The sequence below is a fragment of the Acinetobacter sp. 766875 genome, from assembly GCF_000582055.1.
GTDB classification, from domain to species: Bacteria; Pseudomonadota; Gammaproteobacteria; order Pseudomonadales; family Moraxellaceae; genus Acinetobacter; species Acinetobacter nosocomialis.
Genome location: NZ_JEXX01000005.1, coordinates 168,550 through 182,409 on the forward strand (window position 1 = coordinate 168,550; position 13,860 = coordinate 182,409).

Sequence of the window (13,860 nt, forward strand, 5' to 3'; positions counted from 1 at the left end):
ATGCCAAATAAAAGTTTTCGTAATGCAATTAAAGAAGCCATTGAATCAGAAATGCGCCGTGATCCAACCGTATTTGTTGTTGGTGAAGATGTTCGCGGTGGGCACGGTGGTAAAAACACTGAAGAAAACCAGTTAGAAGGTTTCGGTGGTGTATTGGGCGTAACCAAAGGTTTATGGACAGAATTTGGTTCGGAACGTGTTATTGATACGCCAATTACCGAGTCTGCAATTATCGGTATGGCCGCTGGTGCTGCTGCAACAGGTTTACGTCCTGTTGCCGATTTAATGTTTATGGATTTCTACGGCGTGTGTCATGACATGCTCTATAACCAAGCCGCTAAATTCCGTTATATGTTCGGTGGAAAAGCAAAAGCACCCATGGTTGTACGTGGCATGATCGGCGCGGGTTTCTCTGCAGCAGCTCAGCATTCTCAGTCACCGTATAACGTATTTGCTGCGGTTCCGGGCTTAAAAGTTGTAGTTCCATCTAGCCCATATGATGTGAAAGGGCTGTTAATTCAGGCTATTCGTGATGATGACCCTGTAGTGTTCTGTGAACATAAAATGCTCTATGACATTAAAGGCGAAGTTCCAGATGATGCCTATACCATTCCTTTTGGTGTAGCAAATTACACCCGTGAAGGGACAGACGTGACCATTATTGCTTTAGGCCTGATGGTACACCGTGCCAATGAGGTTGCAGACAAACTGGCAAAAGATGGTATTTCGGTTGAAGTCGTAGATCCTCGAACAATTTCACCTCTAGATGAAGAAGGAATTTTAGAGTCTGTCGCATCGACTGGGCGTGTGGTTATTGTGGATGAATCAGCAGCACGCTGTGGCTTTGGTCATGATGTTGCTGCCCTGATCGCCCAAAAAGGTTTCCACTATTTGAAAGCACCTGTTGAACTCGTAACGCCACCACATACGCCTGTTCCATTCTCTCCAGTTTTAGAAAAAGAATGGATTCCAAGTCTAGAGCGTATTGAGCAAGCTGTGCGAAAAACATTGGAGGCTTAGGATGAGCGAAATTAAAACGCTGGAGATCCCAAAATGGGGATTATCCATGGAAGAAGGCACGATCGCCCAATGGTTGATTAAAGAGGGTGATAGCTTTAATAAAGGCGATGAAATTTGTGAAATTGAAACCACAAAAATCGTCAATGTGTTAGAAGCACCTTTTGCTGGAACGCTCCGTAAAATTTTAGCGAAAGATGGTGACACTTTACCTGTTGGTGGTCTTATTGCCGTATGTGCTGAAAGCCAAGTTTCTGATGCAGAAATTGAAAAGTTTATCGCATCACTAGGTGGTTCAGCAGCTCAAGCACCTTCGGAGCAAAATAAAGCGGAAACATCTGCACCTGTTGCTGAAAAAGCCGAACAACCACAGTCTGTAGCTGCAAGTGCTCCAGCTCCTGCAAAGGTAGCTAAAGGTGACTACGATGTACCGGAATCATTGCAAGGCTATCAAACATCTGATGAGTTGTTTACAACACCGCATGCCTTAAAGCTTGCAGAAAAGCACAATGTGAACTTAGCGAAAGTCACAGGTTCTGGTCGTGAAAGCCGCATTAGTGTTCAAGACATCCAGAAGGCTGTACAGGCTGCTGGTGGTCAATGGCCTGATGTTAAGCAGCAAACTCAAGCTAAAGTGGTTAAATCTACGGCCGATGATAGCCAAGTTTTAGCGACGCCTGTAGCACGTCGTTTAGCAAAGCAGTGGGGCATTAACCTAAATGACTGTCGTGTTTCAGGTACTCGTGGTCGTGTTTGTAAAGAAGATGTTGAGGCAGTTTACTATCGTAATAACCCAACATCGGTAAATGAACAACCTGTGCAATGTGCAACTCAACCACAATCAACCGTTACGACGGTGGCGATGAATGGGATGCGTAAAGCGATTGCTTCACGGTTACAGGCGGCAAAACGTAACGCACCGCATTTCCGCTTAGTGGTCGATCTTAACGTAGAGGCTTTGCAAAAACTACGTAAGCAGATTAATGAGACTGTTCCACAAGTGAAACTTTCTATTAATGACATGCTAATTAAGGCGGCGGCGGCGGCACTGATTAAAGTACCTGAGGTGAATGTTCAATTTGATGAGGCGACTCAATCAATTTTACAGTTCTCTCAAGCGGATATTTCAGTGGCCGTAGCGATTCCAAACGGTTTAATTACACCTATTGTAAAAGCAGCAAATCAGAAGTCTTTAGCACAGATTTCCGATGACATGCGTGATTTGGCAACGCGTGCCAAGACTGGCAAGTTACAACCTGATGAGTTTCAGGGAGGTAGCTTTAGCATTTCAAATTTAGGAATGTTAGGCATTAAACAGTTCGATGCCATTATCAACCCACCGCAAGGTGCAATTATGGCATTAGGTGCTTCTGAATCACGTGCTGTTGTTGAAAATGGCAATGTAGTGGTTCGTGAGATTGTTACAGCGACGTTGTCATGCGATCACCGAGTCATTGATGGTGCAGTTGGGGCGAAATTCTTGGCCAGCTTTAAGCAGTTTGTTGAAAACCCTGCTTTAATTTTGGTGTAGGAGAACCCCCATGTCAGAAGCTCAATTTGATTTAATTGTGATTGGCGCGGGACCGGGTGGGTATGTGGCTGCAATTCGTGCAGCCCAGCTCGGATTAAAAACCGCAATTGTAGAAGAGCAACATTTAGGCGGAATTTGTCTAAATTGGGGCTGTATTCCAACCAAAGCTTTGCTTGCAGGGGCAGAGCTCGCAACCCAGTTTAAACATGCCGGACAGTTTGGTTTTCAGGTATCCCAACTCGATTTTGATATTCAAAAGCTTGTGCAACATAGCCGACAAGTGTCAGCTCAATTAGTACAAGGTATTGATTACTTGCTTAAAAAGAATCAGGTGACGGTTTTTAATGGTCGTGCTCAGCTTATGGCAAAAGAAAAACTTGAAGTGACAGATGCTCAAGGAAACAGTCAAGCTTTAAGTGCACCGCATATTATTTTGGCAACTGGAGCTAAAGCTCGACATGTTCCTCAACTTCCTGTCGATGGAACATATGTCTGGAGCTATAAAGAAGCGCTTGTTCCAGAGCAGTTACCAAAAAGTTTACTGGTTGTAGGTTCAGGTGCAATTGGTAGTGAGTTTGCTAGCCTTTATCAAGATTTGGGATGTCAGGTAACATTAATTGATTTGGCTAAACAAATTTTACCGACCGAAGATGCAGAAATTGCCCAATTTGTCAGAAAACAATTTGAACAAAAAGGAATGAAAGTCTTAACCGATGCTGTCGTTCAAAGTATTCAAATTGAAAATGGTCAAGTTCACTGTGTAGTTGAAACGGCAAATGATGTTCAAACGCTTGTTTTTGAGCGTGTACTTTCGGCAATTGGTGTACAGCCGAATACCACGGGGCTAGGACTAGAACGTTTAGGTGTAGAACTCAATCCACAAGGATTTGTGGCAATTGATGACTATTGTAAAACCAACGTAGCAGGACTTTATGCCATTGGTGATGTTGCTGGAGCACCGTGTCTCGCTCATAAAGCAAGCCATGAAGCCATGATATGTGTCGAGAAAATTGCTGGTGTAGCAAACGTCCATTCACTCGATCGTAGCCAGATTCCGGGTTGTATTTTTACTCATCCACAAGTGGCGAGCATTGGTTTAACAGAAAATGTAGCAAAAGCTCAGAACTTACCTGTACGAATCGGCAAATTTTCTTTAACTGCAAATGGCAAAGCTTTGGCAATTGGAGATGCGTCAGGTTTCGTTAAAACGGTGGTACATGCAGAGACGGGTGAATTACTTGGTGCACATATGGTCGGCCATGAAGTGACCGAACATATCCAAGGATTTGCGATTGCCAAATACCTAGAAGCAACTGATGAAAGTTTAGCTCAAGTGATTTTCCCGCATCCAACATTATCAGAAGCCATGCATGAATCCATTTTGGCTTCAATGCAACGAGCGATTCATATGTAGAAATTCTATATTTACAGGAGTTGAACATGGTTAAGGGATTAAAAAATAAAGTCGCTTTAGTAACTGGGGCAGCTCAAGGCATTGGCCGTGGGATTGCCCTGCGCTTGGCGCAAGAAGGGGCACATATTGCATTAGTGGATATGAAACAAGATCGACTAAACGATGTGCAGCAGGAAATTCAGGCTTTAGATGTAAATGCGAGCACATTTATTGCTGATGTAAGTGACCGCGAGCAAGTGTATGCCGCTATAAATCATGCTGAGCAGACTCTTGGTGGGTTTGATGTCATGATTAATAACGCTGGAATTGCACAAGTCCAAGCGATTGCTGATGTCACACCCGACGAATTCCAAAAAATTGTTGATATTAATATTGGTGGAGTGCTGTGGGGAATACAGGCTGCTGCTGCAAAATTTAAACAACGCGAACATAAAGGTAAAATCATTAATGCTTGCTCAATTGCAGGCCACGACGGGTTTGCTTTACTCGGTATTTACTCGGCAACCAAATTTGCGGTACGAGCACTTACCCAAGCTGCGGCAAAAGAATATGCCAGTCACGGTATTACGGTAAATGGATATTGTCCCGGAATTGTCGGAACTGACATGTGGGTTGAAATTGATAAACGTTTTGCTGAAATTACCGGTGCCGCTATAGGTGAAACTTATAAAAAATATGTGGAAGGCATTGCTTTAGGTAGAGCCCAAACACCAGATGATGTAGCTGCATTAGTTGCTTTTCTGGCAAGTGAAGATTCGGACTATATAACGGGTCAATCCATTTTAACGGACGGCGGAATTGTCTATCGCTAAAACAACATCCTGATTTGAGGGAGATAATAATGAAAGCAGCGCGTTTTTATGACAGAGGTGATATTCGTATTGAAGATATTCCTGAACCAGAAGTCACTCCCGGCACTGTAGGCATTAAGGTAGCTTGGTGTGGAATCTGTGGTACAGATTTGCACGAATTTATGGAAGGACCAATTTTTATTCCACCTTGTGGACATCCGCATCCTATTTCAGGTGAATCTGCACCGATTACCGTGGGACATGAATTTTCAGGTGTGGTTTATGCCGTAGGTGAAGGTGTTGATGATATTGAAATTGGTCAGCATGTAGTGGTAGAGCCTTATATTGTGGCAGATGATGTACCGACTGGACCGGGCGATAATTATCATCTTTCCAAAAATATGAACTTTATTGGTTTAGGTGGTCGTGGTGGTGGTTTATCGGAGAAAATTGCAGTTAAACGCCGTTGGGTGCATCCAATTTCTAATAAAATTCCACTGGATCAGGCAGCCTTAATTGAACCGTTATCGGTGGGTCATCATGCTTTCGTACGTAGTGGTGCAAAGGCCGGTGATATTGCACTGGTTGGCGGTGCGGGGCCAATTGGTTTATTGCTTTCGGCAATTTTAAAAGCGAAAGGTCTTAAGGTCATCATTACCGAACTAAGTGCCAAACGTAAAGAAAAAGCCAAAGAGTCGGGTGTTGCAGATTATATTTTAGACCCGTCTGAAGTTGATGTTGTTTCTGAGGTCATGAAAATTACTAATGGAGAGGGTGTCGATGTCGCGTTTGAATGTAGTAGCGTTAACAAGGTATTAGATACTTTGGTTGCTGCAGTGAAACCAACAGGCGTTATAGTTATTGTTTCGATTTGGAGCCATCCAGCATCAATTAATGTGCATAGTGTAGTAATGAAAGAGCTTGATGTACGAGGCACAATTGCCTATGTAAATGACCATCAGGAGACTATTAAACTGGTTGAAGAAGGTAAAATAAATCTGGAACCTTTTATTACGCAGCGCATTCAACTTGATGATTTGATTTCACAAGGTTTTGAAACCTTAATTCATAACAATGAATCAGCCGTTAAGATTATCGTACATCCATAAATAGACACTTAAGCCTATAAAAAAAGAGCGATGATTCGCTCTTTTTTATTAAAGTAAATTGTTGTTTTGAGCTTCAATAATAGGGGGTAATGGCTGTCCTAAAGAACTTAGAGACTCACGTTCAATCAAACGCACAATAGAATCGAGCGGTAAATCATTTTCTTGCAAACCAAAAGGTTCTTCAATTTGAGCACTTAAGGCATCTAAACCTAAAAACATATAAGCGATTAAGCCGACAATAAGCGGTGTCCAAATACCTAGAGCTGCTTCAAGGCTAAACGGTAATATGAAACAGAAACAATAAACGGCACGGTGTAAAAGTACTGAATATGAGTAGGGTAAAGGTGTCCCAGCAATTCGGTCACAACCCGCTTGAATATTACCTAGCTCAACAATATGGCGTGTCAGAGTGCCATAGATAATGTCACTAATTTCGCCGTCCTTTAGTATTTTAACTAAATCTTTTTGAATATTTTCGAGTACAAACTGCGGTGCATTAATATGCTCATTTAAATAATTAAGTGAAGAGTTATTTAAATAGGCATGCTCAAGAAATTTGGTGGGTTCGACTGTTTGTTGACGTAAACGATCACGCAACAAGTTACTAAAAATTAAGACCTGATGAATTAAATGTTCACGTTGTTCATTAGATAAAACATGGCTATCTCTAACAATATGTCTGGCATTGGCAATTAAAGCACCCCAGAGCTTGCGGCCTTCCCACCAACGGTCATAACATGCGTTATTTCTAAAGCCTGTACAAATGGACAGAATCACACCAAAGATGGTAAATCCGATCGCGGGTACGGTGGGAATTTGAATCCAATGATAATAAGAGAGCCAGACCACACAGGCTGAAATAAGTACAACAAAACTCAGTGCAGGCAAAACCTTCGGCAAAATTGTTCCTTTCCAAGCAAATAAGAGTTTAAATACATTGCTTTTATCACGAACAATCATATAAAGCCTTTGAACTAACGAACCTAACCAAGTGCAATATGATACGCCTTAGACGAGCTAAATACCTAGCTAAAGCTTATGCTTTTGTCTGTATCGCCAAAGAGTAGTGCGGCTAATTCCAAAAATATTCGCGACCATATTCAGGTTATGGTTATATTTTTCTAAAGCTGCTTGCACATTTTCTGGACTAAGCTCTGCATTTGTCTCGGGTAATTTAACGTAATCATCTGCATTTAATAGTTCATTTGGTAAGTCTTCGACTTCAATTTCATCTTTACCATTTGCCATTGTTAAAGCATAAAGCAGGGTGTTTTTAAGCTCACGAACATTTCCCGGCCAGTCATAGTTCAATAAAACTTGCATGGCTTTTTGATTAACATGGCGAGGCATTGTGTCGAGTTGAGTGGAGCTCTCTTTTAAAATCTGATCAACAATGAGAGGAATATCGACTTTTCGCTCTCTGAGTGGCGGTATAAAAATTGGAATTACGCGTAAACGGTAGAGTAAATCATGACGGAAACGCCCAGCCTTAGCCTCTTCGCGTAAAGCTTTATGTGTTGCGGTAATAATTCGGACATTGGCCTGAATCGGTTTTTCACCACCCACAGGGGTAAATTCACCTGTTTCTAACACCCGTAATAATTTAGCTTGAAGCTCTAAAGGAATCTCGGCAATTTCATCCAGAAACAGCGTTCCGCCTGCGGCACGTTCAAACACGCCTTTATGGTCACGAATTGCTCCTGTAAAAGCACCTTTCACATGTCCAAAGAGTTCACTTTCTAAAATATTTGAATTTAAAGCAGCACAGTTAATCGCTACAAAAATCTTATTTTTACGTTGGCTATAATCATGAATTGCTTGTGCTACAAGTTCTTTCCCACTACCAGATTCGCCACGAACAAGCACTGGAAACTCAGTAATTGCCACCCTTTGAATAATTGAAAACATACGAGCCATTTCTGGTGAACAGCTATTAAAAACTTTAGCTAAGTCTTGTAATTGTTCTGTTAGCTCTACTTGATCAGCAATATCATTTTCTATGCTAACGGGCTGTAGAATATGCAATTTCCCGATAATGCGATGCTCCGCGATGTAAATATCATGTTCTTGATAGATAAATCGCTTTCTCATTTTAGGAGTATTGATCTCAAGATATTGATTGTGATGGTCTTGAGTAAGCGCTGCCATGCTCTCTACAGAAATATCGTCTGTATTAAATTTATAGTGAATTGCTTGAGTAGATGTGTCCGTTAAAAACAGAATCACATTTGAGAATAGAGCTTTAAGCTGCTCAAATAAAATATAAAAATCCTGTTCTGACTCAAAATTTAGCTTTGCCATTTTATTTGTTTCACAATCGTTTCATTGAAACATACTTGAGTTTCATAGGAACATCAAGTTGATTCCTTTTTCTATCTTTAATTTTATTAAATGTTATAAGTATTTAATTTTTATATTTATTATTTAATTTTAAATAATTGGCATCTTATTTGCAAAATATAGGAAAGAAATAAATTATTAGGGTATAAATCATGTTCTTTAAGCAGTTTTTTGAGCAGGAAAGTTCGACTTATACATATATGCTTGGATGTGAAGAAACACGAGAGGCTGTTTTAATTGACCCAGTTGCATCAGATATAGAGATTTATGCAAAAGAATTAGAGCAGCATCAATTTACGCTCATCTATAACTTAGATACTCATGTTCATGCAGACCATATTACTGCTGCGAATTTGCTTCGTGAACGTTTTCATTGCAAATCGGTTTTACACCGTAATTCAGATGTAAATTGCGGAGATATTTTAATTACAGATGGTTGCATGCTTAAAGTCGGCAATCTCAGTATTGAAGCACTCTATACACCAGGTCATACCAATGCTTGTACGAGTTATCTAGTGGGAAACATGGTTTTCACTGGTGATGCATTATTAATTGATGGATGCGGTCGAACTGACTTCCAGCAAGGTAATGCAGGGACACTTTTTGACAGTATTCATAAACAACTTTTTAGCTTACCTGACGAAACTATTGTGTATCCGGGACACGACTATAAAGGTCGTTTGTCTTCAACGATTGGTTATGAACGTTTAAAAAATTCACGTTTAGGTCAGAATCGCTCACGAGAAGATTTTATTAAATTGATGAATAACTTAAATCTGCCATATCCAAAACAAATCGATAAAGCGCTACCTGCCAATCAGGCCTGTGGCTCAACTTCACAATCATAAGGTGGCAATATGGAACTTAAACGAGTTAATCAAGAATTTTATGTTGCTGACCAGATTACTGCCGACGATATCGCGAAAATTGCAGATCAGGGAGTAAAAACTCTGATATGTAACCGTCCAGATGGAGAAGGTGCAGACCAACCCAATGTGATTGAAATTGAAGAATCAGCTCAACAGTATGGTCTAAACGTAATTTATCAGCCTGTGACCAGCGGCAAAATTAGCGATGGACAAGTTATCGAGTTTAAGCAGTTTTATCAGAATGCCCAAAAACCTGTTTTAGTATATTGCCGTTCTGGTATGCGTGCAATCAGTTTGTGGGCTTTGGCTGAAGTTGCTCCACAAGATGCAGTACTGCTAGTTGAATCGGCTAACAAACTTGGTTTTAACTTAAAAAGCTTAGTGCCACGTATTTTAAAACATGATCATGAACCAGCGACAATTCCTTGTTATAGCGTTGTGGTTGTGGGCGCTGGAGCAGCAGGAATTTCTGTAGCTTCGAGTTTACTGTCTCGCGAACCTCATTTAGATATTGTCATTATTGATCCGGCAGACACCCATTATTATCAACCGGGTTGGACCATGGTCGGTGGCGGTATTTTTAAGCCACAAGTAACTGCACGCTCAATGGCAAGTGTGATTCCTTCAAAAGTGAAATGGATGAAAGCTGCGGTTGCTGGATTCGACCCTGAACATAATCAGGTTATTTTGGAAGGATGCCAACCCATTCAATATAAAGCCTTAGTCGTTTGTCCTGGTTTAAAACTGAATTGGCATGGCATTGAAGGTTTAGTCGAAACCTTAGGTAAAAATGGGGTGACGTCTAACTATCGTTATGATTTAGCACCGTATACATGGGAACTTGTGCAACAGCTAAAAGGTGGAAAGGCAATTTTCACTCAACCGCCTATGCCCATTAAATGTGCTGGTGCTCCTCAAAAAGCGATGTACCTTTCAGCTGATTACTGGTTAAAGCAAGGCAATCTTAAAGATATATCTATCCATTTTTATAACTCAGGCGGTGTTTTATTTGGTGTGAAGGAATATGTACCTGCACTCATGCAATACGTCGAAAAATATGGCTCTGAACTGCATTTTAACCATCAACTTGTCAAAGTAGACGGGCCTGCAAAAAAAGCATGGTTTAAGGTGTTGAATGATGAAAATGCAGCATTGGTCGAAACAGATTTCGACATGTTGCATGTTGTTCCTCCGCAACAAGCACCTGATTTTATTCGTGCAAGTATTCTTACTGATGAAGCAGGCTGGGTGAGTGTGAATCCTCAAACCTTACAACACACACAATATGCCAATATTTTTGCTTTAGGCGATGTGATGAATGCACCTAATGCCAAAACTGCTGCTGCGGCACGGGCACAAGCCCCAATCGTTGCTGTGAATGTGATAACGCAGCTCAAGGGGGAGCAGAACTTCTGTGAATACAACGGCTATGGCTCATGTCCACTCACCGTAGAGCGTGGAAAAATTGTTCTGGCTGAGTTTGGTTACGGTGGAAAATTACTCCCAAGTTTTCCGAAATGGGTAATTGATGGGCAAAAGCCATCTCGTTTGGCATGGTTACTTAAAGAGCAGATTTTACCGCCGATTTATTGGCAAGGCATGCTCAAAGGCCGCGAGTGGATGGTCAAACCTGAGCGAGGATAAGTAAAGCAACGCTTTACCCGAGCGCAAGACGAGAGCTGTGCTCGAGTTAAGAGGATAAGTAAAGCAACACTTTATCCTGAGAAGCGGTTGAAGCTTCGCAAGAAGATGAGAGCTGTGCTCGAGTTAAGAGGATAAGTAAAGCAACACTTTATCCTGAGAAGCGGTTGAAGCTTCGGAAGAAGACGAAAATCCACTTACTCATTAACCAGCAGACTACTGCAAACAATGTATATGCAATTTTAGGCTTTTAATATGTTATTACTTGTCGTTGAAGGCATTGTGATTGGCTTTTTACTTGGTCTTACTGGTGCGGGTGGTGGCATTCTCGCCGTACCCGCACTTATGACCAGTCAAGGCTGGAGCGTGGCTCAAGCCGCACCGATAGGGTTATTGGCAGTTGCGCTATCTACACTCATTGGAACTATTGAAGGTTTATTTAAAAAGATAGTTCGTTATCGTGCTGCAATCTGGATTGCGTTAATTGGTGCTCCTATGGCACATATCGGTATTTTAATAGCTAACACGATTTCACCAGTTTGGCTCATGTTAATGTTTAGCTTAGTCATGTTTACAGTGGGCTATCGACTTATTAGTAACCGAGTTTCGGATTTTCATAACCCGCCGTGTCAGGTCAATCCAAGTACTGGACGCTTTATCTGGAATTTTAAAACTGGTGGTGTGCTTGCGAGCATCGGGATTATTGCTGGGCTTTTAACTGGTATGTTAGGGGTGGGTGGCGGCTTTGTAATTGTGCCCGCGCTGAGAAAAGTCACCAATTTGGATATGCATAGCATTGTTGCAACCTCACTTATGATTATTTTTCTCATCAGTGGCATAAGTATTGTAATGCATATTGCAGAGGGTTTTCACTATCCAGTTGCCATTACTAGCGCATTTGCACTTGCATGTATGGCAGGTATGTTATTAGGGCGCCGAGCTATTCGTTTTATTCCAGCGTCAATTGTACAAAAAGTCTTTGCTTTAATGGTTTTCGCTGTCGCAATTTATATGGTCATTAAGATTGTTAATCTAACAAATAACTAAGATATATAGTATTTTAACCATCTTTATGAATACTAAATTTCCAGAGATAAGATGTTTAAATTATCTTTGGAAATTTCATTTAAAGCATTTAAATTTTTGAGAAAGCGATATGAAGCGAGTTAACGTGGCAATTTGTGGTTTTGGACGGATTGGACAACAAATTGCAGAGCTCCTTTTAAATCGATCGACGTACTATAAACAAAAATATCAAATTGATGCCCGTTTAGTGGGTGTCTGCAACTCATCATCAGGTTTAATTGATCAAGAGGGTTTGCAGGCTTCAAAGTGGCTAGATAAAACACAATATCAAGCAGGCCTAACTGAGCAAAAGTTTTTAGAACAGGTTCAAGCAGATGTCATTATTGAAACTGGACCAAGTGACTATGTGACAGGTAGGAAAGGCCTATTTTATTTAAATTATGCTTTAACACATAACATGCATGCGATTGCGGTATCTAAAGGTGCTTTAGTCGTAGAAGGTAAAAAATTAATTAACTTGGCGCATCAGCACAATAAAAAACTATTTTTTAGCGGTGCGACGGCTGCCGCCTTACCAACTGTTGATTTGTTTGAATATAACTTAGCAGGCTGTCAAATTTTAGAAATAGAAGGTGTGTTTACAGGCACCACGAATTTTATTTTAAATGATATGTTGCAACACGGATGCGCATTTGCAGAATCTCTTGAAAAAGCTCAAACAAAAGGTATTGCGGAACCTGACAGTTCATTCGATGTAGATGGATGGGATACCGCGGCTAAAATTACCATATTAGCCAACACTGTTTTGGGGGCTGATATAAAAATTCAAGATATTCCAAGACAAGGAATCAGTCATGTCACACCCGATCATATTCGTGACTGGAAAAAAGAAAATGTAATTCCTCGTCTGGTCGGTTTTATTCATGTTAAAAATCAGCAAATTGAAACAGGTGTTGAATTAAGGTTAGTCCCAGCAAATCATGCGTTTGCTCATCTGCAAGGTTCTCAAAAATGCATTCGGGTGTTAACACAAGAAATGGGTGAATTTGTGGTCAGTGGAGGGGCATCTGCGCCTTTAGCCACAGCAGCCGCAGCTTTAAAAGATTTTGAGCTGATGTTAAAAACGGGCTACTAAAATTAATTATGATTTATAAAAAAGCAGGCTTTAAGCCTGCTTTTCACAATTTTTTTGGGTGTTAAATAACTTCTTTCCAATTTCAAACTTACTAAACATTAAGTAATTACCAAGTAAGATTAGCAAAATTCCAAATACAGCATTTAAAGTCCACTCATATCCTTCAAAGAAAGTAGAAACTGTTAAAGCAACTAAAGGGAATAGCAATGTGCTATACGCTGCTTTGGCTGCGCCAATTCGTCCAACTAAAGAAAAATAAGCAGAGAACCCAATAACTGTGCCAAATACAGCTAAGTATAGTACCGAGCTTAAAAATGGGAAATTCATCGGCGGCATTAAATCTTGTCCAGTAAATAAAGCTAGACTTAGCATCACCAATGCCCCATAAGTCATGGCATAACAATTTGTTGAAAAAATATTTAGGCCACGTTTTTGGTGTCTAACACTAATCATATTCCCTAAAGAAAAACCGTAAGTGCCTATTGCACATAGCCCAATACCCATTAATAACTGTGCATTAAACTGACTATTAATCAGGTCATGCCAGAACAGTAAAACAATACCACTTAGACCCAAAAGTGCAGCCGGCGCAAAGTTTGGAGAAGGTTTCTGCTTAAAAAAGATAAGTGCATTAATGGCATTAAAGAAAACAGCCATGGAAAATATGACAGACTCTAAACCGCTATTTACATATTTAACGGCGGTATAAAAACAAATAAAGTTTAGACCGAAAACACAAAGGCCTTGCAGCATACAGAACAAGTGATCTTTTAAAGCAATTCGTTGTAATTTTCCGGAAAATAGTAAAACAACCCAAAGTAATAAGGCTGAAATGGCAAAACGCCATAAAATTGCAACGACGGGAGTTGCATAATGGCTCTGAACGGCAATTCCAATCCATGTTGTTCCCCAAATCAACACCACCGCAACATAGAGTAAAATATTCATAACTTCATCCTCGATTACCAAGCTTAAGTATCTAGGAAT

The 13,860-nt window shown here is 40.6% G+C and carries 12 protein-coding genes; 9 read left to right on the forward strand and 3 right to left on the reverse strand.

Features of this window, described 5'->3' with window-relative positions; all coding sequences use genetic code 11:
* Genes J576_RS07065 through J576_RS07085 form a run of 5 tightly spaced genes read left to right on the forward strand, consistent with a single transcriptional unit; the run spans position 1 to position 5,862 of the window.
* The gene (locus J576_RS07065) at positions 1–1,020 is read left to right on the forward strand and encodes an alpha-ketoacid dehydrogenase subunit beta (protein WP_002050012.1); all 1,020 of its coding nucleotides are present in this window, start codon (positions 1–3) and stop codon (positions 1,018–1,020) included.
* Position 1,021: 1 nt separating this feature from the next.
* Positions 1,022–2,548 (forward strand): dihydrolipoamide acetyltransferase family protein, encoded by a 1,527-nt coding sequence (locus J576_RS07070; protein WP_025467824.1) that lies wholly within the window; start codon positions 1,022–1,024, stop codon positions 2,546–2,548.
* Positions 2,549–2,558: 10 nt separating this feature from the next.
* On the forward strand, positions 2,559–3,962 hold the full coding sequence (gene lpdA / locus J576_RS07075; protein WP_002050226.1) for a dihydrolipoyl dehydrogenase: 1,404 nt from the start codon (positions 2,559–2,561) through the stop codon (positions 3,960–3,962).
* A 26-nt stretch (positions 3,963–3,988) separates the two neighbouring features.
* Positions 3,989–4,774 (forward strand): acetoin reductase, encoded by a 786-nt coding sequence (locus J576_RS07080; protein WP_002050086.1) that lies wholly within the window; start codon positions 3,989–3,991, stop codon positions 4,772–4,774.
* Between the two features lie 29 nt (positions 4,775–4,803).
* A complete protein-coding gene (locus tag J576_RS07085; RefSeq protein WP_002050054.1) occupies positions 4,804–5,862 on the forward strand; it encodes a 2,3-butanediol dehydrogenase in 1,059 nt (352 codons plus the stop codon).
* A gap of 48 nt (positions 5,863–5,910) precedes the next feature.
* Here J576_RS07085 and J576_RS07090 read toward each other — a convergent pair whose 3' ends face one another.
* Together J576_RS07090 and J576_RS07095 are read right to left on the reverse strand one after the other, a co-directional pair.
* A complete protein-coding gene (locus tag J576_RS07090; protein WP_000637007.1) occupies positions 5,911–6,822 on the reverse strand; it encodes a bestrophin family protein in 912 nt (303 codons plus the stop codon).
* A gap of 69 nt (positions 6,823–6,891) precedes the next feature.
* A complete protein-coding gene (locus J576_RS07095) occupies positions 6,892–8,163 on the reverse strand; it encodes a sigma-54 interaction domain-containing protein (RefSeq protein WP_002049959.1) in 1,272 nt (423 codons plus the stop codon).
* Between the two features lie 191 nt (positions 8,164–8,354).
* Between J576_RS07095 and J576_RS07100 the strand changes: the two genes are divergently transcribed.
* The 4 genes from J576_RS07100 (at position 8,355) to J576_RS07115 (ending at position 12,873) form a co-directional block, all read left to right on the forward strand.
* Positions 8,355–9,050: an MBL fold metallo-hydrolase gene (locus tag J576_RS07100; RefSeq protein WP_002050065.1), complete on the forward strand. Its 696-nt coding sequence runs from the start codon at positions 8,355–8,357 to the stop codon at positions 9,048–9,050.
* A gap of 9 nt (positions 9,051–9,059) precedes the next feature.
* On the forward strand, positions 9,060–10,715 hold the full coding sequence (locus J576_RS07105) for a bifunctional protein tyrosine phosphatase family protein/NAD(P)/FAD-dependent oxidoreductase (protein ID WP_002050108.1): 1,656 nt from the start codon (positions 9,060–9,062) through the stop codon (positions 10,713–10,715).
* Positions 10,716–10,967: 252 nt separating this feature from the next.
* Positions 10,968–11,759, forward strand: a complete 792-nt coding sequence (locus J576_RS07110) for a sulfite exporter TauE/SafE family protein (RefSeq protein ID WP_002049982.1) — start codon at positions 10,968–10,970, stop codon at positions 11,757–11,759.
* Between the two features lie 109 nt (positions 11,760–11,868).
* Entirely contained in the window at positions 11,869–12,873 is a 1,005-nt protein-coding gene (locus tag J576_RS07115) for a homoserine dehydrogenase (protein WP_025467825.1), read from the forward strand.
* 30 nt (positions 12,874–12,903) lie between these two features.
* Here the strand turns inward: J576_RS07115 and J576_RS07120 are convergent, their stop codons facing one another.
* Positions 12,904–13,821, reverse strand: coding sequence for a DMT family transporter (locus J576_RS07120; RefSeq protein ID WP_002050038.1), 918 nt, complete (start codon positions 13,819–13,821; stop codon positions 12,904–12,906).
* Positions 13,822–13,860 lie beyond the last annotated feature (39 nt).